Source organism: Haloterrigena sp. H1 (assembly GCF_005938085.1).
In the GTDB taxonomy this organism is placed as follows: domain Archaea; phylum Halobacteriota; class Halobacteria; order Halobacteriales; family Natrialbaceae; genus Natrinema.
Window position 1 is genome coordinate 2169217 of the sequence record NZ_SMZK01000001.1, and the last position, 25949, is coordinate 2195165.

23 protein-coding genes, 1 tRNA gene and 3 pseudogenes are annotated in these 25949 nt (G+C 55.1%); 13 read left to right on the forward strand and 14 right to left on the reverse strand.

The annotated features are described in order from the left end of the window. Positions 1 to 3 precede the first annotated feature (3 nt). The 4 genes and pseudogenes from E2L06_RS10835 to E2L06_RS10850 form a co-directional block, all read left to right on the forward strand. On the forward strand, positions 4 to 1524 hold the full coding sequence (locus tag E2L06_RS10835) for an oligosaccharide flippase family protein (RefSeq protein WP_138781293.1): 1521 nt from the start codon (positions 4 to 6) through the stop codon (positions 1522 to 1524). Between the two features lie 205 nt (positions 1525 to 1729). Beyond that, positions 1730 to 3382, forward strand: a complete 1653-nt coding sequence (locus tag E2L06_RS10840; protein WP_138781295.1) for an O-antigen ligase — start codon at positions 1730 to 1732, stop codon at positions 3380 to 3382. 179 nt (positions 3383 to 3561) lie between these two features. Next, positions 3562 to 4538, forward strand: a pseudogene (locus tag E2L06_RS10845) (transposase). Positions 4539 to 4558: 20 nt separating this feature from the next. After that, positions 4559 to 4847, forward strand: a pseudogene (locus tag E2L06_RS10850) (IS5/IS1182 family transposase); the annotation flags it as partial. Between the two features lie 20 nt (positions 4848 to 4867). On the opposite strand, the gene E2L06_RS10855 reads toward E2L06_RS10850, so the two are convergent. After that, a complete protein-coding gene (locus tag E2L06_RS10855; protein ID WP_138781297.1) occupies positions 4868 to 6211 on the reverse strand; it encodes an ISH6 family transposase in 1344 nt (447 codons plus the stop codon). A gap of 74 nt (positions 6212 to 6285) precedes the next feature. Between E2L06_RS10855 and E2L06_RS10860 the strand changes: the two are divergent. The 4 genes and pseudogenes from E2L06_RS10860 to E2L06_RS10875 form a co-directional block, all read left to right on the forward strand. Continuing rightward, positions 6286 to 6768: pseudogene (locus E2L06_RS10860) on the forward strand (transposase); the annotation flags it as partial. 124 nt (positions 6769 to 6892) lie between these two features. Continuing rightward, complete coding sequence (locus tag E2L06_RS10865; RefSeq protein ID WP_138781299.1) at positions 6893 to 8044, forward strand: glycosyltransferase; 1152 nt, start codon at positions 6893 to 6895, stop codon at positions 8042 to 8044. Next, the gene (locus tag E2L06_RS10870; protein ID WP_171052347.1) at positions 8041 to 8937 is read left to right on the forward strand and encodes a glycosyltransferase family 2 protein; all 897 of its coding nucleotides are present in this window, start codon (positions 8041 to 8043) and stop codon (positions 8935 to 8937) included. The genes E2L06_RS10865 and E2L06_RS10870 overlap by 4 nt, the downstream gene beginning before the upstream one ends. 269 nt (positions 8938 to 9206) lie before the next feature. Further along, positions 9207 to 10028, forward strand: coding sequence for a glycosyltransferase (locus E2L06_RS10875; protein WP_171052348.1), 822 nt, complete (start codon positions 9207 to 9209; stop codon positions 10026 to 10028). Positions 10029 to 10137: 109 nt separating this feature from the next. On the opposite strand, the gene E2L06_RS10880 is transcribed toward E2L06_RS10875, so the two are convergent. The 8 genes from E2L06_RS10880 to E2L06_RS10915 form a co-directional block, all read right to left on the reverse strand. Continuing rightward, complete coding sequence (locus E2L06_RS10880; protein ID WP_138781305.1) at positions 10138 to 11607, reverse strand: sugar transferase; 1470 nt, start codon at positions 11605 to 11607, stop codon at positions 10138 to 10140. A gap of 322 nt (positions 11608 to 11929) precedes the next feature. Beyond that, complete coding sequence (locus E2L06_RS10885; RefSeq protein ID WP_138781307.1) at positions 11930 to 12466, reverse strand: hypothetical protein; 537 nt, start codon at positions 12464 to 12466, stop codon at positions 11930 to 11932. 84 nt (positions 12467 to 12550) lie between these two features. Further along, positions 12551 to 13186: an IS6 family transposase gene (locus E2L06_RS10890; RefSeq protein ID WP_138778164.1), complete on the reverse strand. Its 636-nt coding sequence runs from the start codon at positions 13184 to 13186 to the stop codon at positions 12551 to 12553. Between the two features lie 775 nt (positions 13187 to 13961). Continuing rightward, positions 13962 to 14705, reverse strand: coding sequence for a beta-ketoacyl-ACP reductase (locus E2L06_RS10895; RefSeq protein WP_138781309.1), 744 nt, complete (start codon positions 14703 to 14705; stop codon positions 13962 to 13964). Positions 14706 to 14973: 268 nt separating this feature from the next. Further along, a complete protein-coding gene (gene phaC / locus E2L06_RS10900; RefSeq protein WP_138781311.1) occupies positions 14974 to 16458 on the reverse strand; it encodes a class III poly(R)-hydroxyalkanoic acid synthase subunit PhaC in 1485 nt (494 codons plus the stop codon). Next, a complete protein-coding gene (locus E2L06_RS10905) occupies positions 16455 to 17000 on the reverse strand; it encodes a poly(R)-hydroxyalkanoic acid synthase subunit PhaE (RefSeq protein WP_138781313.1) in 546 nt (181 codons plus the stop codon). The genes phaC and E2L06_RS10905 overlap by 4 nt, the downstream gene beginning before the upstream one ends. 50 nt (positions 17001 to 17050) lie before the next feature. Beyond that, the gene (locus E2L06_RS10910; RefSeq protein ID WP_138781315.1) at positions 17051 to 17536 is read right to left on the reverse strand and encodes a hypothetical protein; all 486 of its coding nucleotides are present in this window, start codon (positions 17534 to 17536) and stop codon (positions 17051 to 17053) included. 2 nt (positions 17537 to 17538) lie between these two features. After that, on the reverse strand, positions 17539 to 17856 hold the full coding sequence (locus E2L06_RS10915) for an AbrB/MazE/SpoVT family DNA-binding domain-containing protein (RefSeq protein WP_138781316.1): 318 nt from the start codon (positions 17854 to 17856) through the stop codon (positions 17539 to 17541). A gap of 266 nt (positions 17857 to 18122) precedes the next feature. Between E2L06_RS10915 and E2L06_RS10920 the strand changes: the two genes are divergently transcribed. The 3 genes from E2L06_RS10920 (at position 18123) to cdd (ending at position 20769) form a co-directional block, all read left to right on the forward strand. Next, positions 18123 to 18761: a MaoC family dehydratase gene (locus E2L06_RS10920; RefSeq protein ID WP_138781318.1), complete on the forward strand. Its 639-nt coding sequence runs from the start codon at positions 18123 to 18125 to the stop codon at positions 18759 to 18761. A 195-nt stretch (positions 18762 to 18956) separates the two neighbouring features. Continuing rightward, on the forward strand, positions 18957 to 20336 hold the full coding sequence (locus tag E2L06_RS10925; protein ID WP_138781320.1) for a phosphomannomutase: 1380 nt from the start codon (positions 18957 to 18959) through the stop codon (positions 20334 to 20336). Positions 20337 to 20379: 43 nt separating this feature from the next. Continuing rightward, complete coding sequence (cdd, locus tag E2L06_RS10930; RefSeq protein WP_138781322.1) at positions 20380 to 20769, forward strand: cytidine deaminase; 390 nt, start codon at positions 20380 to 20382, stop codon at positions 20767 to 20769. A 112-nt stretch (positions 20770 to 20881) separates the two neighbouring features. Here the strand turns inward: cdd and E2L06_RS10935 are convergent, their stop codons facing one another. Continuing rightward, complete coding sequence (locus E2L06_RS10935; protein WP_138781324.1) at positions 20882 to 21316, reverse strand: DUF488 domain-containing protein; 435 nt, start codon at positions 21314 to 21316, stop codon at positions 20882 to 20884. 59 nt (positions 21317 to 21375) lie between these two features. Here E2L06_RS10935 and E2L06_RS10940 point away from each other — a divergent pair, with 59 nt between their 5' ends. Further along, positions 21376 to 22197, forward strand: a complete 822-nt coding sequence (locus E2L06_RS10940; RefSeq protein WP_138781326.1) for a nucleoside phosphorylase — start codon at positions 21376 to 21378, stop codon at positions 22195 to 22197. Between the two features lie 19 nt (positions 22198 to 22216). On the opposite strand, the gene E2L06_RS10945 is transcribed toward E2L06_RS10940, so the two are convergent. The 3 genes from E2L06_RS10945 to E2L06_RS10955 all read right to left on the reverse strand — a co-directional run bounded on the left by E2L06_RS10945 (position 22217) and on the right by E2L06_RS10955 (position 24166). After that, positions 22217 to 22984 (reverse strand): mechanosensitive ion channel family protein, encoded by a 768-nt coding sequence (locus tag E2L06_RS10945; RefSeq protein WP_138781327.1) that lies wholly within the window; start codon positions 22982 to 22984, stop codon positions 22217 to 22219. A gap of 1 nt (position 22985) precedes the next feature. Further along, on the reverse strand, positions 22986 to 23798 hold the full coding sequence (dacZ, locus tag E2L06_RS10950) for a diadenylate cyclase DacZ (RefSeq protein WP_138781329.1): 813 nt from the start codon (positions 23796 to 23798) through the stop codon (positions 22986 to 22988). A 283-nt stretch (positions 23799 to 24081) separates the two neighbouring features. Further along, positions 24082 to 24166 (reverse strand) — tRNA-Leu (locus E2L06_RS10955). Between the two features lie 103 nt (positions 24167 to 24269). On the opposite strand from E2L06_RS10955, the gene E2L06_RS21880 reads away from it, so the two are divergent. Then, positions 24270 to 24440 (forward strand): hypothetical protein, encoded by a 171-nt coding sequence (locus E2L06_RS21880; protein ID WP_171052277.1) that lies wholly within the window; start codon positions 24270 to 24272, stop codon positions 24438 to 24440. A 71-nt stretch (positions 24441 to 24511) separates the two neighbouring features. Here the strand turns inward: E2L06_RS21880 and E2L06_RS10960 are convergent, their stop codons facing one another. Beyond that, complete coding sequence (locus E2L06_RS10960; protein WP_138781331.1) at positions 24512 to 25783, reverse strand: RNA-guided endonuclease TnpB family protein; 1272 nt, start codon at positions 25781 to 25783, stop codon at positions 24512 to 24514. Positions 25784 to 25949 lie beyond the last annotated feature (166 nt).

A 25949-nucleotide genomic window follows, 5' to 3' on the forward strand; every position in this document is an offset into this window, starting at 1 on the left:
GAAATGGATTCAGAAGAGTCCCACGAGAGCACGATCGCCCGCGGTACGGGATTCATCCTCATGGGCACGATTCTGAGTACTGGTCTCGGATTTCTCATTCGGATGTTTTTGATTCGTCAACTTCCCACAGGTGACTACGGACTCTTCGCATTGGCGCTGACCGTCGGCGGTGGGTTCACGACTATCGGCACGCTCGGCTTACGTCAGGGTGTCGCCCGCACCGTCTCACGGTGTGAGAGCGAATCAGAGATTCGAGACGTGACGCTGACCGCGATTACAAGTACTATCGCTGTTTCCCTTTTGTTCTCTGGTATCCTAATTTGGTTTGCCGAACCTCTTGCGAGTCAGGTATTTCGCGAAGACGGACTCGCACCGTTCCTGCGAGTGACCGGTACACTCGTTCCTAGTATGACAATCCAAGCTGTCACTATCGCCACATTCCGCGGAAAGAAACGTGTTTACGAGCGAATTGTGGTCCATAATTTCGTCTCTCCTGTGGCTCGTCTCGCACTTATCGTTGGAGCTACCCTCATCGGATACGGTGCCTTCGGAGCGATAGTTGCGTGGACCGTCGGCATTGGACTGTCGACGGGACTCAGTCTATACTACCTCTATCGTCGGACGGATACATTTGAGTTCACCCCTTTCAAGCCTCGTTATAGAACACTACTCAAGTTCTCCCTTCCGCTGATGATTTCATCAGCGATGTGGACCGCTGTCCAGCAAGCAGACAATCTTCTAATAGGATATTACGAGACTAGCGCAGAGGTTGGCATCTACGACGGTGCCTTCCTCCTCGCCCGCCTTCTGTTGATGATTCTCGGTTCGTTTGGTTTCCTCTTCATGCCAGTCTTCTCTGAATTGGAGGCTGCGGACGAATTCGATCGAATGCATGATGTTTATAATTCGGTTACTGAGTGGGCAGTGTTGCTTGTTCTGCCAATATACGTCGCGATGATGCTTTCACCGGAGGCTCTTCTAACCGGAGTATTCAAAGAGACGTACGCACTCGGAACGATTCCACTAATGCTTGTCGCGAGCGGCTTTTTCGTCCATGTCCTAAGCGGTTCATCTGGTGATGCGCTGGTCGCGCTCGGGCGGACTCGACTTGTGATGACCGGAAATATTGGAGCTGGTATACTTAATATCATACTAAACATCATGTTAATTCCCCGATTCGGAATTATAGGGGCAGCAGCGGCCTCTGCCAGTGCATACGCGCTATTCAACCTCTTTTATTTATTTTGGCTCCACCGAGAGACCGGTATCCTGCCATTTTCCCGTTCATTTCTTAAGCCGCTTTTCGCAAGCACGGTTGTCATCACTGCTGTCTGGAGCATTGCAAATCTTGTAAGCAAGTTAGATGTCGTTTCTCTTTTAATTATGCTAATTGTGACGTACCTATTGCACATTGTCATTATATTAAGGACAAAGCAAATCTCTTCAGGAGATGAACAAATCCTTTCAAAGATCGAAGAAAAACTTGATATTAATGCCCGTTATATTATCGGGCTACTTCGGTGAGAAGCAAGGAGTAATTATCAAGATCTATTACCTTCCTATCCTTGTTGTCAGACTGCTCGTACAATATGCGTATCTGCAGCCACGCTCACTTTATCGACCTTTGGAAGCCAGTTCGACGGTCAGATTGATATAAAATAGCAGTGGATCGATGAGGCTACGATGGGGTATCGAAATCTAAATCACTAACAATCTCAATTAACTAATAATGAGCGAAACTCTTTCGAAATGGTATAGAGATGTGCTTGGAATAAGTACAGATATACCAAAAAGTATTACTTCAAATAAGGCACTAAAAACCAGCTTCGCGTTAACCTTACTGTTAGTATTTTTTGTGCCCGTTGCTTTTCTTTCGAGTGATCTATCACCACTTCTCCTTATAGGCATTTCTGGGTTGATGTACTTCCTCTATTTGCTTGTGACCAACCAAATTATCACTGGAATAGGAAGTTCCTTTTTCGTTCTACTGACATTCAATGCTAATATTCCACTTATCGCATCACCAGGAATCGCGCAGGGGAATCTATACCTATTTGATCTTATACTTCTTCCTGTCTTTGGAGTTTTGATTTACTGGCACTCACAAACGGCAGACCAGTTATCGGACATAGGTCGCGTAACGGTCGCTACACTGTTTCTATTTGCAATCTGGTCAATGGTCTCAGTGGTTTTCGGAGCTGGTTCGTCGACTGTTGCTGGGATAATATTCAGTCTTGAACAGTTCCGCTTTCTTTTTATCTTGATTACTGCCACCTTGTATGTCACCTACACTAATCCAAAGTGTGCCATCTATCCTCTTCTTGTTGCTGTTGCGGGCCATTCATTTTTTGCGTTCGCACAAGCATATCATGGCACTATTTTCGGTCTCAGTTATCTCGGTGAGACTAGCTCTTATCATATTGGATCTATCACCATCGGCCCCTTCGCGTATCAGGCAGGTCAGCATACGGGTGGTTTTGCTGGGTCGTCTCGAGTCCTCGTTGGGTTGATCATCCTTTGTATCCCAATACTACTTGCCTTGTCTCTTGACTCATGGCGGCGTTCTATACTCGGGCTATTTGGAGCAAGCATAGCTGGAATCCTCGTTCTGATGGCTGATACAGACGCTGGGTTAGGTGCCTTTTTTCTAGAAACCATATTTCTCGTGGTTTTGTTTGGAATCCTGTATCGAAAAAAGACGAAAAAGCTGTTTCAGAGGGGCGTGAGTGTTACCACCTTGGTTGTGGTCGTGAATATTGTTTTGCGTGAGTGGGTGCGTATTGCGTCGAAAATCAAACATATGTCGATCAGGGGTGAGAGAGAAGATCCAGCAACCACGTCCTCATCGGAATTAGCTGATAGTGGGGAATCATCAAACAACAGTTCAGAAATTTCAGGGGAAGAAGCGTTAAACAATAGTTCGAAGGTACCAGAACCATCTAATCTTGAGACGGGTGGTGGGGACGTCGTCGATACCAGTACACTTGGAATACGGCTTAAACAGTACAATTCGGCCCTGAACATCGGGGGAGACTATCCCGCATTTGGTCTTGGTGGGAACAATTTCAATATTATTGCCACGAGATATGGCATTCCAGACGGAATGGCCATTCATAACACTTTTTTGGCATATCTTGTTGCAACAGGGCTCCCAGGACTTTTGTTGTTTTTAACGTCAGTAAGTGCAGCCATTTCACATATTATTTACACTGCATATGTTGCGTCTGAGTTCCGCTGCCGATTGGCGATCGGTCTTTTAGCTGGAATTACAGGTTTTCTTGCTATGTCTTTCTGGACAACACTCTACAATAATACAACAGCAATGGTTACATTTTGGGCGATTTGCGGTATTGGGGTCAGTATGAATACCAAATCCGAATAGGGCGCTCTTGTGGCGGAAAAGTGGTGAGTCATAGCGCAGTTTCGGATTTCCGTTTACAATAAACGCGGCGGCAGGGATGGAACGCTTATAGCAACTTGATAGACATGGTACATCACATCACAGAAAGCGTCTCGTACGAGGCAGCAGAGTGCGGTAAGTGTGTCTAGCACAACGCAGCCCTGCAAGACGTAGCTTCGGCAGACGAGTTCTTGAATGCGGCGGCTACCGAGACAGTACCGCTATTCGAGTACCTTGAGTTCGAGTTTCTGCTGGAGTACGATGTGTTCACCCCTCGAAGCGGGGTCGAACACGAGATCATGAGCCACCAGAGATGATGCGTAGCTTCCTCCATTGCTACTACAAAGACATCTACGGCATCCGCCCCGTTGAACGAGAGCTTCAGAATACCGTTGTCTGGCTCAGTTGTGGCTTCGATCGACCGCCGTCGAGAGACGCGGTCGATCGCTTTCTCACCGATCTCGAACACGTCGTTGACGAAATCTTCGACCACCTCGTCGAGCAGGCCGCCCGCCGCGGCCTGCTCGACTTGACCTACTGCATCGATTCGACTGACGTGAGAACGATGCCAGCCGATCAAGACGCGTCGAAATGCTACGATCCAACCGCCGAAGAATACTACTACGGCTACGGCTGTACGATCGTCTCGACCGGACAAAAGATCCCTATCGCCGCGGAATTCACCGAGAGCAAACAAGCACCAGAAGAGACGGCGATGCGCGTCACGCGTGACGCGCTCGCCGTCGAACAGCCGATCTGGATGGTCGGTGATAGTGCCTACGACACGCTTGACTGGCACGACCATCTGCTGGCCGCAGGGGTCGTGCCAGTCGCTCCGTACAACGCACGAAACACTGACGACCCGAAAGACATCGAATACAGGGTCGAAGACCGCATCACCGAGCACAGTAAGGACGTTCAGCTGAAGCAGTCGACGTTAGACGAGACGTACAACCGCCGCACAGGAGTCGAACGAGCCAACAATGCAGTCAAGGACTGCGGCCTCGGGCACGTCCGAGCCCGAGGCCGCGTCCATGCACGAGCGCAGGTATTTCTTGCTCTATGTCTCCGTCTCGTCGTTGCGATCACTAACTATGAACGTGGAGACAATCCAGGAAGTACCGTGATCTCGGTGTGAGAAGACTTCTATGACACCCTCACAAGGATGTCAACGGCATACGTCCGGTTACACGAGAACTCTAGCACACGCTTGTCTGGTACTACTGTAGACTCGACAAACTGCTGTCCAGAGACACGATTGACCGCTTCCTCACCGGCTTCGAACTCGTCATCAACAATATCTTCGACCTGCTCGCGTACTACTCCATCGATTCGCCTCAAGTCGAAGAAACGATTCAGTACAACGACGCTGCGTCGTGGAACTCCGATCCAACAGCCAAAGAGCACTACTACGGCTTCGACAATTGTCTCAACAGGCTCAAAGATTCGGTCCCGTCCCAAACTCGTCTAGAGTTCGCCTCTGGTAGCGTCAACTGACACCTCCATTGTGATGGCTGTTTTGGCTGATCGCTCGAGCAGTTCGTCGGCGAACGCCGCGAACTGCTCGGGATCGGCATACTGCACCAAGTTCAACCAGAGAAGCGACTCTAACCCTGCTTCTGACCACTGCATCCATTGATTCTTACACCGCTTCGAAACTTCACCCATGGCTCGTTCGACCACGTTTGACGTCCACGGAACCTGCTGTTGATCAAGCGCGAGTTCCGCGAACGTCACGGTTGCTTCTGCCCATTCCCGGAGGTACGCCGTCGCTTTCGGGGAGTCTTGACGCTCTAACCTCCAGGCTTCCTTCCCGAGATTCTCGAGCGTTTGGTCGATCCGCTCGCGGATCGCCAAACGCTCATTCCTCGGTGCATGGAGTGCGACAGAGTTCTTCAGATGGAACAGATCATCCGTAACGCCAGAGACGATCGCTTTCCGCTCGGAGAGCGGAAACGCATCGTCTTTCCAGAGCTTGTACCCGAGCGTTCGACCAACGTGAACGAGATCGAGCTGGTGAGATCGGTCACCACTCTCGAACGCATCGACGAGTGCCTTTTCGGCGTCACTGACGACCGTGGCGTCGTCAGTGACCGCCTCAGTCTCTTCGAGGGCTTCTGCTGTTTCATCCCAGGATTCGTTGACGTTGACGTCTAAGAGTGTGGTTTCTGTGTCGTCACCCTCGGCCGTCTGCCCGAGGGTGACGTTGACATCATGGTAGGTGCAGTGATCCTGCTGGCTATGACACTTCGTTCCGTCAGGAACGACAGTGTCTGCATTCGTCCCAGGAAGCCGATCACGAACGAAGTCACCGAGCTTGCTGCCGTATTCACGGACTCGGCGGTTGACCGTCGTGATCGAGGGCATGGGAGTGAAGCCGTCGCCGTGGGCGACGGCATCACGATAGCTGAGCGAAGTAGCAAGTTCGGCAGCCTGGAGCGAGATATCCTCTTGATAGATGCGCTGGCCGTCGAAGTCGATAAGATCCTCGAGCGGACGGAAATAGGTCGGATCGCCGTCGGTAGCAGCAGTGTCTTTGACGTGATGGAGGGTGAATTCGTGTTCTCCTGCGGTTGTCACAGCGGTTCGTGTGGAGGTTCCAGCGCGCTGGAAACGGCAGTCGCCGTTTCCGCGCGCATGTTTCTCACCACAGTACGCCTCGACGAGGCGCTCGTCGAGGCTTCTAACGAGTTCCTCGAGGATAGTGGCCTCAAGCTGAATCTCAGTGAGAGATTCAGCGAGAGTGGCAAGCGGTAGCGTTTTGTCTTGGTCGAGACTAACTGTGAACTGCGCGTCAATTGTGGCGTGCATGGGTCACTTCGGGCTGGATACCAGAGGTGACCCTGCTTCCACAGGAGTCAGTTACGACTCTAGACGAGTTTGGGACACGACCAAAGATTCTGATCGCGGCAGAGTTCACACAGACCAAACAAGCATCCCAAGAGACGGCGACGTGCGTCACACGTGACGCGCTCGCCGTCGAAACACCGATCTGGATGCTTGGAGACAGCACCTACGAAATCCTCGACTGGCACGATCTCCTGCTGGCTGCAAGGATCGTGCCGATCGCTCCGTACAACCCGCGAAATACTGACGATCCGGTCGATATCGAGTGCAGGTTCGAAGCCCGTATTAAGGAACACAGCAAGGACGTTCAGTTCAAGCAATCCATCTTGGACGAGACGTACAACTGTCGGACAGGGGGCGAACGAACTAACGACACGGTCAAGGGCAGCGGCCTCGGACACGTCCGGGCCCGCGTACGCACACGAGTAGAAGTATTCCTTGCGCTGTGTCTCCGGATCATTGTTGCAATCACCAATTTCGAGCGGGGAGATGATCCGGGCCGTGAGAAACTCAAGCTATGAGATGAATTTTATGACACACTTATCGTGAGTAATTCAGTGGGCATCCTCTCAGCGGTATCTCTGGGATCACGTAATCAGGAAAAACCAATGTAGTTTTAGCCAAAGCGTCACGTCGGCCTTAGTAATGAGTAACCGGGCTGTCCTCTTTCTATTTCAACAAGTGAAATGTGGCCGGAATAAGTCACAGTATCAGCGTGCACAGTACGCTTGTCAGCACTATGAAACACATTTTATTACTCGTCGGGGAATCTGCTCAGAGCTTGAAGACGATGCAGCAACAGTCCACACGGCTGGTGAAACCGCTTTTATGCGGTTTGTCTTACCCATCTGGATGATTTATACCGCGCTGAAAATCGTCCGCAGCCACGATGTCGCCTACACTCATACTGATTATTCCCCACAAGCCCTCCTCGCTGGCTACTGTCTCCACTTAGCAGGACTCCCGTGGGTTGCAGACATTTTCGATAGCCCCCATTTCGGGATCGATCTCGAAGGAATGCCACAGTCACCTGGCAGAGTTATCGCACGTATCTATAACAATGGTCTATTGGCTATTACTCGACGTACTCTCAAACATGCGAACCTAGTAGTCATTGCCCTTGCGCCTGGTATTCTCAGCTCTTACGATATCAACCCGGACAGAGATAACGTGCTCTACACCACTAATGGAACAGATGTTGACTACACTAGCCGCCAGATTGTGCAATGGGATGATCACACCACTGATGACTTAGTCACTCTTGCCTACATCGGCCCTATCCGAGAACAACGAGGGCTCCAGCAAGTCTTAGACGCGATCTCTCAGCTTGATCGAGACGATATTGAACTTCGTCTCGTCGGGCCGCTCCGCCAACAGAACGACGACTGGCTTTCCAACATACAAAATCAACGACATGATGTCACAGTGCTTGGGCGTGTCCCGCATCCTGACGCACTCAAAGAGATATCAAACGCCGATATTTGTTTGTGTCCGTTGACGGACTCTATTGAGAACTATCAGTATTCATACCCTGTGAAAGTATTTGAATACATGGCTGCTGGAAAGCCAATTATTGCCACCGAATTGGACGGGGTTTCTCAAATTGTAACAGACCAAGAGTCGGCAATTCTTGTCCCACCAGATAATTCCGACGAATGGGCTACAGCCATTGAAGACTTAGCTGATACGCCAACACGTAGAGAGTTATTAGGAGAGACAGCCCGTGAGGAAGTCAAGCAGTATGATTGGGGAAGGATAAATAATAAAATATGGGAAGCGATAGAGGTGGAGATATGAATACACCAACCCTATCATTTTGTCTCATCACTTACAATAGAAAGAATGAGTTGAGAGACGCTATCGACTCGATTCTTGCACAAGATTACGACGATTACGAAATTATCGTCATCAGTAATTCAACGGACGGAACAAGCAACCTATTTTCCGATGGCGGCCAGTATGACCGGCCAAAAATCAATTACTACCACTACGATGGTCGAATGGGTGTTCCACAAGCGCGAAATATCGCTCACGAGAAAGCAACTGGAGACTATCTCGTCACCATTGACGATGATGCAGAGTTCACAACTGACGACTGCGCAAGTCATATCGAGAGTGTTTTTGAGCAATACGACGAGGTTGGGGTTCTCGCGTTCAAAGTCCGGAATGCGTACTCCAAAAAAGTGGAATCGTTCCCTGGATATGATAAAGATCAGATGAAAGACACTCGGTTTGAAACTACATGGTATGTTGGCTGCGGACATGCGATTCGTGCGTCAGCATTAGCTAAGACAGATGGATATCCGTCTGAATTTGAGTATGGTTCAGAAGAGTTGGATTTGTCGTATCAGCTCTTAGAGCAAGGGTATACGATTATCTACGAGCCGTCCGTCGAGATAATTCATAAAGAATCTCCAGAGGGACGGAATGGTGATTCGTATTACACTCAGAAGATGATTGAGAACCGAATCCGCCTCTCAGTACGGCATGTCCCGTGGCGGTTCGCGATAATTTACTTATTCATTTGGACAGGATATACGTTGTATCTCTCGCGGCTAGATATTCCAGCTGTTATCCGCGGGTGGATCTCTGCTCTCCAAGATTTACCGAGCTTGCTCCGGCAGCGAACCCCCATTTCGGATCAAACTGTGACGCGGCTAAGAAATCTCCCTAACCGTCTATACTACTAACTATACCACACAGCAATCAACCATCACTCATCAAGCAATTGTCGACGAAAATACCTTCTATCTCCCTGCAAGGAAAGGCCGTATGGCACCGCTTAGTTACGCACGCCAAGAGTCTGCTACTTTAGCTCCTGTTCGGTCTGTCTTGAGTGCTAAGTCCCGAGCAGACTCAGCCACCGCAGTCGGACCTGTGTCAGGAATCTCGCGGTGGAAAATGAAACAGACGTACATCAATGCTGTCTTATTTATCCGTCTATTTTATTTACCCGAATATGCCAAGCTTGTCACTCTCAGCTCTTTGCACTACCTACCATGGTGATAATCCTGCGGAATTATCCCAATCGCTCTGTAGTATCCGAAATCAAACTCGTCCTCCAGACGAACTTGTTTTAGTGAAAGATGGACCAGTCCCAGAAGTTATTAATAATGTGATTAGGGATGTTCTGGGACCAACAGAGTTCCCGGTAGAGGTTGTTTCCCTACCCCGTAATAGGGGCCACGGAGCAGCACTTCGTGAAGCTGTTAAAAACGCTACCAAGGATATCGTTGCGATTCACGATGCTGACGATATCTGCATTCCGGAACGGTTTGAGACCCAGCTCGCATTTCTTGATGAAACGGGCGCTGATGTTGTTGGGGGATACATTGCTGAGTTTGAAGATGATCCAGGAGATCCACATGCCGTCCGCGAAGTCCCAGTTGAACACGAGTCTATAACAGCGATGGCCAAATTTCGCTGTCCAATGAATCAGACAACTGTCAGCGCACGACGTGAATCAATTGTTGATGCTGGTAACTACCGCCCAGTCGATCGAATGGAAGACTATGAGATTTGGGCACGAATGATTCAATCTGGTTATGAGTTCCGCAATCAAGCCAAAGTCCTTGTGAAAGTACGAGGAGGAACCAATATGTACACCCGACGTGGAGGCTTGGAATATGCTCGAGAGGAGATACGTCTTCAAAAGGATTTTTATGATATTGGATTTGTCTCTGCTCCAAGGGCTTTCTCAAATGCAATGATTAGAACTGTACCGCGACTGCTCCCAAATCGAATTCGTGGACAACTCTATCAGAGATTCTTAAGAGCATAAATCAGTCTTATTGGTTGAATACTATTCTCTTAATCAGCCCTGATATAATTGGCGTGGACACTCACCATACGTGGGTTTCATATGATGATATTGGAGATGAAATACATAATCATCTCCAGATAGTCCCACATACGTCCTCAAGAACCTTCCAAATCTGACGAATTACGATCTTTACATCGAACCAGAACGACTGTCGTCGGATATATTCGAGATCGTACCGAAGTTTTTCATCGGGGTCGGTACTTTTCGCGTCGTTAATCTGCGCGAGACCAGTCAATCCCGGCTTCACGAACCACCGCTTGCGCCAGGCCGGAGTATCTTGCTCAAGCAGGGCTTCCTCCTCTGTCCACGCAGCTCTGGGGCCAACAACGCTCATATCACCCGTAAATATCGACCACAATTGCGGCAATTCGTCTAGGTGAGTCCTTCGTAACACCTGACCAACACGTGTAATCCGATTATTTTCTTCGTCTTCAGTAGGTGTTGCATCTTCCCCTTCAGGAACCATTGATCGGAATTTGTATACGGGAAAAGTTCCGCCAAAACCTGCAGTTCGATTCTGGCTGTAGAATATAGGTCCTGGACTATCGAATTTGATTGCGGCGGCGATCACCATCATTAACGGCGTGAACACGACTAACCCGATAATCGCGAACACAAAGTCGAATATTCGCTTGAGTATGTGGTCCAGCGGATCCCAAGGCTCGAGATCAACGTCTACTAACTCTCCTACGTCCCCTTCTGAAACCAGGACGCTATCGGCGTACTGTCGGTGGACTTTTGCATCCACACCATACTCGTGGCAGGCATCTAATGCTCCGAAGAACTCCGCGCGGTCTGCCTGTCGGAACGCCAGCACGGCGGTTTCGATATCGTACTCAATAAGGATGTCCTCAAGTCGCGAGAGGCCACCAAGCCGGGACGCCGCGTCAAGCGGTCCTGGTTGATCAGGTCCGTCATTGCGCTCAGCAACATCTTCATGGCGAAGTTCGATACCGCCGTCCGTGATCGCTTTTCCTTTGGCATTTTTGGACACTGATCTGTCCTGTTCCTCAGTGACCGTCGGACAGAGGTAACCTATCACGGGTGTATCCACAACAGGTACGACTCGTTTGATCTGCGTGAGGTCGTCGCCAACGATCACTGTGCGACCGTCTGAATCAGTTGTTCGACCTCGAATCAAGAGGAACCACCCTGGAAGCACGACCATGAGGAATCCGACAATCATCACGAGTGTCGCCCGTGGTAGGCGGTGGGACCACTGAAAATAGCCCAGCGTCGCAAGTGCGAGTCCACCGACAAGAACCCGCTTTTGGACAAGAAAGACCGTGTCGAGGATGCGGCGAGGTCGAGGTTTGTACAGTGGCCAGACCGCCCCCGCGATCGCAAGGACGCTCAGGGCTAGTGCCCACCACAGTGACGATCCACTGAGAATGGTTGGTTCCAACCGATTGAATACAGGAACGAAGGTGGTGAAAAGTGATTGAGCAGTCGAAAAATTCGCGACAAGAACCGCGACGACGACGAGACATGCAGTTCCCGCCGCACTCACAAATCTATACCGCCAGCCAGTAAGCATCGAGTAAGGGAAGGAACCTACACTCACATATATTCTTTGAAGTAACTAGTGCACCAACATACGGACATATTAATTTTGGTTATTTCCCAATCGAGGGATTGGGCTTACGATTCACCGATGTCTGGTGTAATCGATGAAGTGTAACACTTTTGCTTGAGTTCGAGTAGACTATCGACAACGCCCGAAGCGAGTACGGTCCCAAGACTGCGCACGGGATCTCGAACATGTCCATGATTGATCTTCGATCCCGGACAATCACTGAAAATAGAGGTAAATTCAAAGGACGCTATTTCTATTCCGAACTTCAAACGAAGAGAGACTACTACCCATCGCTCACTGTCGACGACGCAGAATCGTCGGTGTCCACCCAGATTTGGAAGAGATCACGGTAGAAAATGGCTCCGACAAAAAGCATGTACACTGCCCCGATCGGCATTGAGAACCAGTGGACATTGGTTGACGACCCGACAAGCCATTGATCGTATAGCAGTGCTCGACTCAAGATGAACAGTCCACCAGATACGATGAAGGCGACGCCAACGGTGCGATCGCCCCGGCGTTCCAAGACTGGAGGCTTGACGATCCATGTTGCGAGAATGTACAGTGTCGCAAGTAGGGCCAGTGCTGCAGCGCCAAGCCAGCAGAATAACGCGACTCGGCCGCTCGGATCGAATCGGTTGTTAAGACGGTAGAGGCGTATTGGTGTGAGGAACTGAGTGCCAACAGCGTTTGAATTGACGAAGCGACCAAATGTAAAGTACGCTCCCCAACCGATATTTTGACCATAATGATATACATCAAACGGGAGTAATACTGCTGTCAGTGCAAACAGACGCTTAGAAGTGCTGATCGTAAACATTATTCGAAAAAGCGGATAGTCTATATCAGACTGTATCGGACTCTTCAGCGATAACAGTCTTTGTGTCTCCCTTGACGGTAGTGTTCAGATAAGCTGATTCCATGCGAAGCTGAACGATCTGAGCCAGTCGTCGGCAGTTTCTGCTTCGGCATTGCTAAAGCAGTTTGAGAAACAGAGAGTTCGTCGTTTTATCTCTCGAAAGACACGTTCAACAGCATTCCGATTTCCATGTTTCTCGTATCTGAAATCAAAGCCGTGACGCTGACATGCATCTTGTAACGAATGCGATCCATCGACGAGAAACACGGCGTCGGAGACGTCGTGTTTCTCGGAGAGTTCCGTAAGAAACGAATGAGCAAGAACCTTCGTTGTTGTCGGCTCAAGCTTTGTATGGAGCAATTCGCTTGTCTTGGGATCGACTGCGGCGTACAGCCAATACTGCTCATTATTCAGTTGGATCACAGTCTCGTCAACCGCAACGTGATCCGGACACCGATCAGATTCGGGCTGTAGATCGGCCTTGTGAACCCAATTGTGAACGGTGGACCGAGCGCGTTCGACACCGAATATCTCAAGAATAGAGACAGTATTCGAAAGCGAGAGTCCCGCGAGATGCAGCTGAATACTGAGCTTCATCAGCAATCGCGGTGTCGCTTCTCGTTCAACAAACTCTAAGTTGATCTCGTCTAAACAACCATTGAGGCGGTCGTTTTCGGGCATAGATCACTCAGAAAACGAACCGCCTCATCCTTCATCCTTATCTGAACACCGCCCTGCGGACGGTGAGAAAGCTTATTGACACCCTTCCCAAACGACGAGGTGCAGACAGGGGGAGTGTAGTATAACCCATTGCGTCCCCGCTTTCTCAGACCGACTTACCGATGCTAACTGGCAGAGGGGACCAGACCAATATATATCTAGAGGATAGTGATCAGTCTGTAAAAGTGAATTGTTTTTAAATCTGATAATCAGCGGCTCTTATCGGTCTCTCAGCGACTGCTTGAAATCACACCATCGGGCGATTCTCCATAGTGTCTGATTTGTTGATAATAGTTGCACCGATCTCGTCGCATGGCACTGATCACAGGGAAACGGTCAAATACACAGTCCGTTCGTCCGAGTCGCATTTGATGCAGACCGCCGTCGCTTTCAGTCTGTCGTCAACGGCCTCGCCCTCCAGGCTCAGAAGTACTGCACCGACGAACCGCTGGCGTTCAAGTTGGCGATCGGGACTGCAAGAGACACTAGTGCCTCTCGGCCGCCGCGCTTCGATCGACACACTCACTCGCAGATTTCCTCGAGAGCCGACCAGCGAAACTACTCATAGCAGCACTCGAACCCCCGGAACCACCTGAGTCACACCAACTATTGATAGAGAAGGAACCAACGAACAAAACTACGGACCAACCGGACCCACTCGAGGAACCAGAATCCTCGGACACGAAGAAACAGATAACCCGAAACCGCTAACGACCAGAACCGCGAGAGACCCCTTCTAGAGGTCCATTCCGCCGTTGACGTCGATCACTTCTCCCGTCACGTACGACGAGTCTTCACTCGCCAAGAACCGCACCACAGCAGCGATGTCTTCCACTTCAGCAAGCCGCTCGAGCGGAATCTCCGCGATGATTCGATCGAGCACGTGATCCGGGACGCTCGTGACCATGTCAGTGGCGGTAAAGCCGGGGGCAACACAGTTAGCCGTCGAGCCGCCCTTGGCAAACTCGAGGGCAATCGTCCGGGTAAACCCGAACATGCCACTTTTCGCAGCGGCGTAGTTGGCTTGGCCGAAGTTGCCCTGTTTGCCGACGACGCTCGAGATGTTGATTAGCCGGCCTTCGTGGGCGTTCCAGATATCGTCGTAGAACACCTGGGTGCAGTTGAACATGCCGCCGAGGTTGACGTCCATCACGCGGTCCCACTCCTCGCGGGACATCTCGGTAAACTGCTTGTCAGCAGTGATACCGGCGTTGTTCACCAGCACATCACACTGGCCGAAGGCCTCGTGGCAGACTTCGCGCATGTGCTCGACATCCGCGCGGTTGGAGACATCGGCCTGCGCGGCGACGGCAGAACCGCCTGCCGATTCGATCGCGTCAACAGCCTCGTGTGCGGCCTCCTCCGACGATCGGTAGTTGATGACAACGTTCGCCCCCTCGTCACCGAGATACTCTGCGATTCCACGACCGATACCCCGTGCCGAGCCTGTGATTACACAGGTGCGACCATCCATGGACATAGTCTGTATGTTCGATCCCCGATGATAAATAATGACGTGTTATTAATCAGTAATTTGATAGTGGTAACAGCCGTACGAAGCGGAGGCGAGCGCACGTGAACTACCCGCCCTACTCGCCGCCTTCGGCTGCTCCTTGAGGGCGGGGGCTTGGCACCCTCAACGCCACCGCTAACCATGTCCAAAATTACATAAGAGAATGGGGGGCATCGTCGTGGGGGCTGCTACTCTCGAGCGGCTACCGTACTCCCAACGGAACTCCAAACGGGAGCTACCGTTCTTGAGCCTGCTCGATCCAGTCTTCGATCCGGCTTGGAGCGATTCCCGTCTCGGCGGCGAGATCAGCGACATCTGCCTCTGCGAGCTGGTCGAACGTGTCGATGCCGGCTGCAGAGAGGTCCTCAGCGTACGCCTGACCGACACCGGTCAGCTCCGTGAGATCGTCGGTCTCGGACTCGGCTTCCTCGTCCGAACCGCCCTCGCTCGTCTCGGCGTCAAGCTCCGTCTCCGTACTGGAACCCGCCACGGAGTCGAGGTCCGTCTGGGAACTGCTCTCAGAACTCGTCTCGACAGTCGAGCCACCGTTGGTAAGATCCACTGCTCCCGACTCGTCTCCCGCGACGCCTTCAGCTTCGGATGCTGTTATTTCCGGCTCAGCACTTTCCTCCGTGCCGTTCGAGCGCGCTTCGAACCAGTCACAGACCTGTGGCCAGAGCTCCTCGTGACTGCGTGAGGAGACGGACATCCCGATGTGACCCGTCGCGAACTCGAGGATTTCGGTGTCCTCGGACGGGATCTTCTCGTTGAACGGTTTGGAAGCTCCTGGCGGGATAAGGTGGTCGTACTCGGCAACGATTTGGAGGACGGGCATGTCGATGTTGGTGAGGTCGACGTGCTCGCCACCCAGCTCGAGTTCGTTGTTGTAGAGTTTGTTCTCCTGATAGATGTCGCTGATGAACTCCTCGTAGGCGTTCCCGGCGACATCGATCCCTTCGTCGAGCCAGCGTTCCATCCGGGCGAAGTTCTCGACGAAGTCCTCGTCCTCGACGTTGTCGTAGAACCGGACGTACTTCGTCACGTTGTTCGCGACAGGGTCCATCAGCGCGAAGCCGATATCTAAGAACTCCGCAGGGACGTTGTCGAACGTCTCGGTGACTCGCTCGGGATCGTAGTAGTTTTCAGCACCCCAGAGCTCGAGGACGCCACCGTCGCCAGCAAAGCAAAGACCGGCAGCCATCAGCCCCAGATTCTTGACCTTCTCTGGGTACAGCGAGGCGTACATCGCCGACATCGTCCCGCCCATGCAGTAGCCGAGGATGTTGATCGCGTCCTGGCCGGAGCGCTCGCGGACGACGTCAGTACAGTTGTCGATGTAGCGGTTGACGTAATCGTCGAGCGAGAGCTGTCGATCCAGTTTGGATGGCTCGCCCCAGTCGATCAGGTAGACGTCGAAGCCCTCTTCGAGCAGCGTCTGCACCACAGAGCGGTCGGGCTGGAGATCGAGGATGTACGGCTTGTTGATCAGCGCGTAGACGACGAGGATCGGAACGTCGTGTTGCTCCTCCGTCTTCGACTCGTAGTGGAGCAGTCGGAGTTTGTTCTCCTCGTAGACGACCTCGCTTGGCGTCTGTCCGACTTCAGCGTTCTCGAGTGTCTCGGTGCGCTCGGGGGCGACCTGGCTCTTCTCGGCTAGGCCGGCAGTCGCCTCCCAGGCCTGTCGCTGCATTTCCAGCGCGGTTGCGTACGGGTTCTTCATTGCTCGTCCAGGTGCTCGAGGACGCGGTCGAGTTTCTCCTCGACGGCGTGCTGGCGGCGCTCGAGTTCGACGAGGCGGTCACCGATCTCGACGACGTCGTCCTCGGTGGCGAAGCCGAGCGATCGGAGCGTCTCCTGGGAGGCCTCGTCGGCCTGCTGCTGGAGTTCGAGGACGTCACCGACGGTCTCGCCGGTCATTTTCGCGAAAGCGGTCGTCGACATGACGTCTTTGAACGCCTCGTTGGCCGTGTTGAGCCAGATATCGCGGAACTCCTCGACGTTGACGTCTTCGCCCTCGAGCTGGTCGTTCATGCGCTCGACCATCTGCTGAGAGGCGTTCATCCACGTCTCGTAGGCGCGGGCATAGCCCTCGACGCCGTCGGACAGTTCGTTGTCCTCGCTGACCTCACCGACGGTCTCCGACCAACTCTCGACGAATTGTGCTTGGGCTTCCATGTTGTCCTCGAGGGCTTCGAGGAACTGTTCGTTCCACTGTTCGACAAACGCGTTCCAGTTCTGTGACTGGGGCTGTGAATCTGTCATTGGGATAAAATTGGGAGTCGACTACTAAAAGACTAGGCCAGTCCGACGGTCTACGCCGTGGCGTCGAACTCGTCGGTGGCTGCTTCGACGTTCTCTGCGACGGCGCTCATGTTCTCTTCGATCTGCTCGTGGGCCTCGAGAGCCGCATCGAACGACGTATCGACGACCTCGGTGTAGCTCTGGGCGAACTCCTCGTAGGCGACTTCCGACTCCTCGAGGGCCTCGAGCATCGCGTCGATCGACTGCGTCTGGGCCTCGGTGGCCGAGTCGACGCCCTCGTCGACGAGCTCGCGAAGTTCGTCGAAGTCGGCTGCGTCCTCGGGCATCGAGGCCTCGATGGCGTCGAAGTAGGCGTGGACAGCGCCCTTGGTCAGTTCGGCGTTGGACTCGACCATCGAGCTCGACGTTTCGACGGCGTCGGCGAAGACGCTGATCGACGTCTGTTGTGCCTCGAGGGCATCGTGGGTGAACGACTGGCTCTGTTCGAGTGCGGTGCGCTGTGCGTCGAAGACTGCGGTGAATGGGTTCTGAGTCATGATTATTGATCCTCTCGGTTGCGTTTGACGGGAACGACGATGGTCTGGACGATATCGCCCTCTTCGATGTCGAGGGCTTCCCGTTCGGGACCGGGAATGCTGATCCGACCGCCGCTCTGGACGCGGGCTTTGAACGTCGCCGTGCCCATGTTCATCGGCCCGAACGCCGACGTGTTCTCGAGCGGGTTCGCCGACGTGGCCTGCAGCAACTGTTTCATCATCTCCTGCTGGGATTCAGCGACCTGCTCGCCTGCTTCCTGCATCTGCTCGGTAAACATCGTGGGTGGGAACCAGAGCGATCGGTCGGAGTCGTCCGTCATCAACAGTGAGTTGGATCGCGGACATAATAAGCCTTTCCACTAGATACCATTTGATGGCATGGGATGGTGAGTACAGTCTAGTAATCCCTCTCTATTACGATGAGGGACAGCGATCACGGCTGGTCAGCTGACATAATTGCCCTCCCTGTAAGCGGATATTTACAGGCAGAGCGTCGCTAAGTCCCAGTTACTGTGATTTTCCGTCAGAAAATGAGACTTGCAACAGCCAAAGAAGTCATATAGTCGCCACACTTAGCCGCCTATAGATGTCCCATCAGAACGCGGGCGAAGATAACCTTGCGGCCATGACCGACGCGTGGTCGGCGATGACGCGAGGATTCCTTCGAACGGCGACCGCGGCGAATCGTGCTGCTGTCTCTGCAATGCTGCCATCGACCGACGAGAGCAATGGCGCAGAGGTCGACCAAATTGCGCCGTCAATTCCGTCAATCGACTACTCCGATTTAGACTGGCAGTTCGACCGGACTGTCGACGATCCGGACCACATCACCGTCGGCGACACCGTCACCTTCGAGAAGGCGCTCACCGACGAGGACATCCGGGCGTTCGCCGCTGTCAGCGGCGACACGAACCGACTCCACCTCGACGAAGAGTTCGCATCCGAAACCCGATTTGGCGAACGCATCGTCCACGGCACGCTTGTCTCCGGGCTCATCAGTGCCGCCCTCGCGCGGCTTCCTGGACTCACGATCTACCTCTCGCAAGACCTCGAGTTCAGCGGCCCCGTCGGCATCGGCGATCGCGTCTCCGCGCGCGTCGAAGTCGTCGAGAGCCTTGGGAACGATCAGTACCGACTCGAGACGCTCGTCCGAGACGAAGACGACGACACGACCGTGATCAACGGTGAGGCCGTCGTCCTGATCGACGATCTGCCCGCCGAGTAAGAACCCAACGGTCGACTGACAGGAGCGCTCGCTGCGTACCACAGCCGCTTCTATCTCCACATGCCTGCCGCGTTCGGCATACAGGGACTGTTGCAACGCCGTTGACTACCGCGCCCTATTTCTTCTGATGGGTTCCTCGAGGAAAGAGGCACAGAATCAACACAGGCTAAGTGGCTCCTCGAGGAACCCATACACATGAGACTTTTTGGGACTGCAGGAATTCGCGGTCCGGTCGAGGACGTCACACCCTCGCTCGCGCTCGCTGTCGGACAGGCTGCCGGCGAGCCCAGCGAAACGTTCGTCGTCGGCCGCGACGGTCGAGAGACGGGACCGGCGCTTGCGGCAGCGATGGAGGCCGGCCTCGAGAGCGCCGGAGCCGACGTCCGCCGACTCGGACAGGTACCGACGCCCGCGCTCGCTTTTGCCTCGCGTGGCCGACGCGGCGTGATGCTCACCGCCAGTCACAACCCGCCCGCGGACAACGGTATCAAACTCTTCGTCGACGGCGTCGAGTACGACAGCGACGCAGAACAAACGGTTGACGACCACGTGGCAAGCGACGACGCTGGACTCGCCCGCTGGGAGAAGTGGGGTGACTCGGAACACCTCGCCATACTCGAGCAGTATCGCGATGCTGTCGTCAGCTACGTCCGCGAGCGGTTTGGAACCCACTCCAGCGAGGACCAGCCACTCGCGGGGCTTCGGGTCGCCGTCGACTGCGGCAACGGCGTGGGTGCACTGGCGACGCCACAGGTTCTCGAGCGCCTCGGCGCGACGGTCGTCGCGGTCAACGCGTCCGTCGACGGTCACTTCCCCGGCCGCGAGAGCAAGCCGACGCCGGAGACGTTGACGGAGTTCAGCGAATTCCTCGCAAACGGTACGTTCGACCTCGGACTGGCCCACGACGGCGACGCCGACCGCCTCGTCGTTCTCGGCTCCGGCGGCGACGTGATCCACGAGGACACGATTCTCGCCGTGGTCGCGGCCCGCTACACGGCCGACAGCGACGCCGGTGACCCGGTCGTCGTCACGACACCGAACGCCTCGGCACGGATCGACGAGCGGGTCCGAGCGGCCGGCGGCCGGGTCGAGCGCGTCCACCTAGGGGTCCTCCACGAGGGAATCGCCAGAGAACGCGAACAAGGTACCGAAGACACCGAGATCGTCTTCGCCGCCGAGCCCTGGAAACACATCCACACCGCGTTCGGCGGCTGGATCGACGGCGTCGTGAGCGCTGCCGTCGTCACCGCGCTCGTCGCCGAGGCCGGCGACACGGCAACGCTTCGCGAGCCGGTTACTGAACGTCCCTACCGAAAAGTAAGCGTCGACTGTCCCGACGCGGCTAAAGCCGACGCGATGGCCACCCTCGAGACGACCCTCCCCGATGCGTTCCCGGGCGCAGCGGTCGACACGGAATACGGTATCCGCCTCGAGTTCGAGGACGCCTCGTGGTTGCTCGTCCGACCCAGCGGAACGGAGCCGTACATCCGCCTGTATGCGGAAAGCGAGTCCGTCGACGACCTCGTCGCCGAAGCGCGGTCGGTCATCGAGACGGCGATCGAGCAGCGGCTGTAGGGAGTCGATATCCTTTGGTGGCCACTGGTCGAATCGACCGTCTATGGACGAACTGATCGAGGCCGCTCGCGACGTTCAGGACCGCGCGCACGTCCCCTACTCCGAGTATCGAGTTGGTGCTGCCCTCGAGACCGAAGACGGCGAGGTCTTTGTCGGTTGCAACCTCGAGAACGCCAACTTCAGCAATAGCCTCCACGCCGAGGAGGTCGCGATCGCCGAGGCAGTCAAGAAGGGCCACCGTGAGTTCGCACGACTCGCGGTGAGCTCGGATCGTCGTGACGGCGTCACCCCCTGTGGGATGTGTCGTCAGACGCTCACCGAGTTCTGTGACGACGATCTCGTAGTGCTTTGTGACGAAGGCGAGGGCGAAGTGACCGAGTACACGCTCGGCGAATTGCTCCCGAATACGATCACGCAGGAAACACTCGAGTGACGACAGCTACAGGCGGAGCAGGCTGAGTGCCTCGGGGTCAAGTGGTTCGAGAGAGCGACGCTCTCCCGTCATCGCAGAAGATCTTCGACCTTCCGAACGACCCCGAGGCGATTCACGATATCGTTTCCTCGAGTCTCTCCCGAAGAATCGTCCGGTGGCACCGCTTTCTTTCGGTATTTTCGTAGCAGACCAGCGCTAGCGATTCGCCGGCCGAGAGCCGTTCCTCGAGGTCCGACAGTGCTGCTTGCGCTTCGGCAGACTCCTCGAGATACTCCCGATACGCCGACTCGAACCCGACCTGGTCCCACGCGGCGTTGTGCGCGCCTTCCTCACAGAACCCCTGCATCTTCATGTCCTCTTCGGCATCGCGAAACGCCTCGAGTAGGTCCGTTGGCGGCCCGAGCTCGGGCAGGTTCTCGTCGATGGCCGCGTGAAACCAGCCGGTCGGTCGCCGAACGACGCCGATGCGGGTCGCGTCCGGCGGGAGATCGGCCAAGTCGTGCTGGATTGCGGCGACGTACGTGTCTGTGAGTGTCCCCCGTGACATAGCATGACCCTACTCGTCCTGCAGTTATATACCGCAACACATCGAATCGCCGCTATCCAATGGTTCGCGATAGCGAAGATCCGAACGCCGACGTCCAGTACCATCTCGAGGTCGGCTCCGACGATGTAGCAGACACCGTCCTGTTGCCAGGCAATCCCGAGCGACTCGAGACGATCGTCGCGTTCTGGGACGACCACGAAAATCGGGCACACCACCGCGAGTACCGGACAGCGACGGGAACGTACGAGGGAACGCCGATCTCGGTCACCTCGACCGGCATCGGTAGTCCGTCGGCTGCGATTGCCGTCGAGGAGTTGGCTCGCGTGGGTGTCGAGACGATGATCCGCGTCGGTTCGTGCGGGGCGATCCAGCCGGAGATGGCCGTCGGCGATCTGGTGATCACGACCGGCGCAGTTCGGCAAGAAGGAACGAGCGACGAGTACGTCCGCGAGGACTATCCGGCCGCCGCAGATTACGAAGTCGTTTCCGCGCTCGTCGCCGCCGCCGAACGACTCGACTACGACTACCACACTGGCGTGACGATGAGCGCGGATTCGTTCTACGCCGGACAGGGCCGGCCCGGTTTCGATGGCTTCGAGGCCGCCGGCGCTGACGAGTTGGTCGCCGATCTCAAAGCGGCGAACGTCAAAAACATCGAGATGGAGGCGAGCGCTATTCTCACGCTCGCGAACCTGTATGGCCTTCGTGCAGGCGCGATCTGTACCGTCTACGCCAACCGCGAAACCGGCGAGTTCAGAACCGAGGGAGAAGCCCGCGCCGCCGAGACTGCGACACTCGCAACCCACCTTCTAGCGAAAATGGACGCCGTTAAACGCGAGGCCGGTGTCGACCACTGGCACGCCGGGCTCTCGCTCGAGTAGCTACCGACAAGATCCACTCTCAGTCGCGAATGCGGACGATTCCGTCCTCGAAGACCTTCCGGTTCGGAACGATATATTCCTCGGAGTCGTCTTCGATCTTGGTGACGAACAGATCGACTTCCTGAACGATCCCGCGCTGATCGCCGATCCGAACCCGATCGCCGATCCCGTAAGGCTGGTTGAGCAGCAGATAGATGCCGGCGGCGCTCGAGACGAGGAAGTCTTTGAACGCGACGGTGCCGACGATGACGACGCCGATGGCGTAGACGGTCAGGAGAATCAGCAAGGCGAGGACGTGGACGCCGATCTGGCCCAGTGCGATGATGAAGGCGACGTATAGAACGGAGTATTTGACCAGTTTCGGGATGATCGATACTTCAGGGAGCTTGACGCCTCGTAGATACTCGCTGACGACCAGTTCAGACTTGTCTGCGACGACGAATCCAACGATGAGTACGAGCACGGCGATAAACAGCTGCGGGATGAACTCCGTAATCCGGAGCCAGAAGGCGTTTGTATCCAGTAGTCGAGCGATGTGAATCGCGGTCAGCACCGCGATCCCATAGATGAACCAGGAACTCAGCCTGGCGACGATCTCGACCGTCGAGGTGCCAAGCGACTGGGCGGTTCGCTCGAACGGCGTCCCCTCGACAGCGTCCGGGACGCCCGACGCCGCAAGCAACTCCTCGTTGAGTCGGCCGACGAAATAGCCGACGATGAGCCCGAGTGCCAGTACTGCCGCCGCGATGACCGCTGGCTCGTTGAGCAACGACTGCCACGCTACCATATCAGTACGCCTCCGGGTCGACCTCCAGGATGAGTTCACCGCCCTTGAACGCTCGGACGAGTCCGTCGCTCTCCGAGAGGACGATCGCGATCGCGTTCGTATCCCGCGTGATCGCGCCGCCGGCCATGTGGCGTGCACCCAGTCCCTTTGGAATGTCGACGCCCTCTGCGGAGGGCTCCAAGTAGCGATACGCCGAGACGATCTTGCCCGCATCCGAGATGACGAACGCGCCGTCGAGCCGCGAGAACTCCTTTAACATCACGTTGACGATCGGATCGCCGACGTGCACGTGGGACTTCTCGAAGGGGTTGTACGACAGCGGTCGGGACTTGTTCATCACCTTGCCCGCATCGCCGACGACGAACAGCGCACCCACGGGTTTGCCCTTCTGCCCCTTCTGTCCCAGTTCGATCGCCAGCTCGAGGACCGCCTTGACCACCTCCGGTTCGGCGCGAGATTTAGCGAAGAGATCGTAGATCCCCGTGTGGGATTCTGCGTCCGCCCGGACGCGAGAGATTGTATCGATCCCGTCGCTGAAGGCGCTGGTCGCACAGAGGAGTTCGTCGCCATCCTCAATGACGTCCTGTTCTAACGCCCCCTCGAGACCGAAGCGGATCCGCTCGGTGATATCCTCGAACTCGAGGGGTAACTCGACGAACGTCTCCGCGCCGACGGCGTTTTCGGTGCCGACGACGATCACGTTCAGGTCCTCGACGGCTGCGACCTGTTCGTAGTAGGAGCCACTCGGCGAAAAGAGCGCCACGGCATCCACACTCGCAAAGAGATCCCCGAACACGTCGTCTAACCCGGCCATTGATACTACAACTCGTTGCCGCGTGAATAAGCGTTGTGGGGTGTCGGACACACGTCTTTCGATTATGACGCGCTACGGTCGAATGCGAGCCGTCTGCCGGAGCACAGTCGGTGATTCGTCGGCCGTGGGTCGCTATCGGACAGTCGGTCTCCGGAAGATGGCTCGAGCAAGTACGCGGGACCGGATTCGAACAACGCGAAGACGTGCTCGCTTCGCTGCGCGCGTCTTCTCTCGTTCGAATCGGTCGACGATACTTCTCCTCGCGAAATTGCTCGGAGAAACATGCGCGGGACCGGATTCGAACCGGCGGACCCCTACGGGACAGCGTCCTAAGCGCTGCGCCGTTGGCCTGGCTTGGCTACCCGCGCTCGTCTTCGCCTTTCGCAGAATCGAGTAAGTACCTGTCGGTCCGCGTTAGCAACGGGTCACTGATTCCTCCGGCGACCAGTCCGGTGGCACGATATAGGTCACGTGCTCGGGATCCCGCAACTGATGCAACTCGGCGGCCTCTTCGGCGAGCGCCCGCTCTCGATAGGGCATCTCGAGACCGCAACCAGTACAAACGAGTTTACAGGTTGGCTCTTTCATGGGGCGTCGTGGACCGCCACCGACCGCTGGTGTGGGGCGCAGTTCGGCTGGTAACCGGTTTAGTAGTTGTATCCTAGCCAACCGCCTCGGGGTCAAGCCCCGAGGCTTGTCAGTGAACTCCCGTTCTACCCGAGTAACTCGGTAGGCGTGTAGTCGCCGTTCACGTTCAACGCCCCTGACTTGAGGGCTAGCTGACTGGTAGCCCATCCACCGCGAGACTTCTGCCCGCGATGGATATACCCGCAATACCGATTCGCGATGTTCTTCGCTGCGTTGTAATCCGCGTTCACCTCGTACCCACACGATTGACACGCGAACTGCTTGTCGTCACGATTGTCCTCGTGGGTAAACCCACAGTGCGAACACCGCTGGCTCGTGTACGCGGGATTCACCGTGTCCACGAACAACTCCGTGGACTCGATCTTGTACTCCACGAGTTTCATGAACTTCGCATACGCCCACTGCTGGAACTTCGAGCCATTGGCAATATTCTCGCGGATATGGTTGAGGTTCTCGAAGATGATGCCGTCCACATTCGCGTCTTGGGCTTCTTCGATAAGGTTGTTCGCACGGTTCTGGAGCCAGTCAAGCGACCAGTTCGAGAACCGACTGCCGATAGACTGAATCGTGAGGTGAGCCGACCGAGTGCCCACCTGTTGGAGGCGTCCACGCCGTTGTTCGTACTGGTCGCGCTTGTGGTTGAGGTGGTCTGCGCTCCCGAGGAATGCTCCGGTACTGGTGACGGCGAACGCGCCAGTCACGTTCAAGTCCACGCCGAGAACCACTCCGTTCTCGGGGGTTTCATCATCGTGACTGGCTTCTTGGCGTTCCGTTCCGTCAACCACGTAGTCCGGGTTTTTCAGCGTGACGTGCAGGTAGAACGTGTCGTCTTGCTCGTCGTACTGAAGCGTGGCGCTGGAGGCATTCCAGTCGTCTCTCTCGTAGTATCGACCGAACGGCGTACTCTCACGTTCGTCCTCGGGTGGAAGGACGTATTCGCAGGTGACTCTGCCGTTCGGCGTGGAGAGCGTGGCGTGGTCGTCGTTGAACGTCGCACTCCGCTTGTCGTACACCACGCTCCACGAGTCGAACTCGGGCTGACTCGTCTTCTCGCCCTGTTTCAGTTTCCCGACGCCACCTGTGACGGCTTCGATGGCGCGTCGGATGCCCTTCTGGACGAGGTTGGCGGTGAGGTCGGTTTCCTCACGCAGCTCACCGTACAGGGCGTTTTCAGCCTTTGACTTACTGGTGATGCAGTAGTCGTCGTACCGCCATGCCCACTCGCTAGTGCGGTTGGCACAGTGCAGAAATTGGGCTTTGGTTTGATGGAGGTCGCCACGACGCTCTTCGGGCACATCGAGTTTGATGGGGACGGTGCGTCGTGGCGCGTCGTCCATCTGTGGTTCACATTCACAGCGGTTACCTAATAAAGATTTACGTATAGGTGGGGAATCGGCCTTGCCATCGAGCGTGGTGAGCTTCATCGAGTGTCGGCTTCCTCCCCGACCTCAAGGGTCGGGGCATCCGCCTCGTACCGCCTGTGAAATCAGCAGTGAACGGCCG

Excerpts from the sequence above, each read along its gene's own strand:
- E2L06_RS10855 (WP_138781297.1), bottom strand. The coding sequence starts at position 6,211 with ATGCACGCCACAATTGACGCGCAGTTCACAGTTAGTCTCGACCAAGAC.
- dacZ (WP_138781329.1), bottom strand. The coding sequence starts at position 23,798 with ATGGCCGGGTTAGACGACGTGTTCGGGGATCTCTTTGCGAGTGTGGAT.
- E2L06_RS10905 (WP_138781313.1), bottom strand. The coding sequence starts at position 17,000 with ATGACAGATTCACAGCCCCAGTCACAGAACTGGAACGCGTTTGTCGAA.
- E2L06_RS10875 (WP_171052348.1), top strand. The coding sequence starts at position 9,207 with ATGCCAAGCTTGTCACTCTCAGCTCTTTGCACTACCTACCATGGTGAT.
- E2L06_RS10960 (WP_138781331.1), bottom strand. The coding sequence starts at position 25,783 with ATGGACGACGCGCCACGACGCACCGTCCCCATCAAACTCGATGTGCCC.
- E2L06_RS10870 (WP_171052347.1), top strand. The coding sequence starts at position 8,041 with ATGAATACACCAACCCTATCATTTTGTCTCATCACTTACAATAGAAAG.
- E2L06_RS10940 (WP_138781326.1), top strand. The coding sequence starts at position 21,376 with ATGGTTCGCGATAGCGAAGATCCGAACGCCGACGTCCAGTACCATCTC.
- E2L06_RS10920 (WP_138781318.1), top strand. The coding sequence starts at position 18,123 with ATGTCCCATCAGAACGCGGGCGAAGATAACCTTGCGGCCATGACCGAC.
- E2L06_RS10885 (WP_138781307.1), bottom strand. The coding sequence starts at position 12,466 with ATGTTTACGATCAGCACTTCTAAGCGTCTGTTTGCACTGACAGCAGTA.
- E2L06_RS10925 (WP_138781320.1), top strand. The coding sequence starts at position 18,957 with ATGAGACTTTTTGGGACTGCAGGAATTCGCGGTCCGGTCGAGGACGTC.
- E2L06_RS10880 (WP_138781305.1), bottom strand. The coding sequence starts at position 11,607 with ATGCTTACTGGCTGGCGGTATAGATTTGTGAGTGCGGCGGGAACTGCA.
- E2L06_RS10835 (WP_138781293.1), top strand. The coding sequence starts at position 4 with ATGGATTCAGAAGAGTCCCACGAGAGCACGATCGCCCGCGGTACGGGA.
- E2L06_RS10935 (WP_138781324.1), bottom strand. The coding sequence starts at position 21,316 with ATGTCACGGGGGACACTCACAGACACGTACGTCGCCGCAATCCAGCAC.
- E2L06_RS10895 (WP_138781309.1), bottom strand. The coding sequence starts at position 14,705 with ATGTCCATGGATGGTCGCACCTGTGTAATCACAGGCTCGGCACGGGGT.
- E2L06_RS10945 (WP_138781327.1), bottom strand. The coding sequence starts at position 22,984 with ATGGTAGCGTGGCAGTCGTTGCTCAACGAGCCAGCGGTCATCGCGGCG.
- E2L06_RS10840 (WP_138781295.1), top strand. The coding sequence starts at position 1,730 with ATGAGCGAAACTCTTTCGAAATGGTATAGAGATGTGCTTGGAATAAGT.
- E2L06_RS10910 (WP_138781315.1), bottom strand. The coding sequence starts at position 17,536 with ATGACTCAGAACCCATTCACCGCAGTCTTCGACGCACAGCGCACCGCA.
- E2L06_RS10865 (WP_138781299.1), top strand. The coding sequence starts at position 6,893 with ATGAGTAACCGGGCTGTCCTCTTTCTATTTCAACAAGTGAAATGTGGC.
- phaC (WP_138781311.1), bottom strand. The coding sequence starts at position 16,458 with ATGAAGAACCCGTACGCAACCGCGCTGGAAATGCAGCGACAGGCCTGG.
- cdd (WP_138781322.1), top strand. The coding sequence starts at position 20,380 with ATGGACGAACTGATCGAGGCCGCTCGCGACGTTCAGGACCGCGCGCAC.
- E2L06_RS10915 (WP_138781316.1), bottom strand. The coding sequence starts at position 17,856 with ATGACGGACGACTCCGACCGATCGCTCTGGTTCCCACCCACGATGTTT.
- E2L06_RS10890 (WP_138778164.1), bottom strand. The coding sequence starts at position 13,186 with ATGCCCGAAAACGACCGCCTCAATGGTTGTTTAGACGAGATCAACTTA.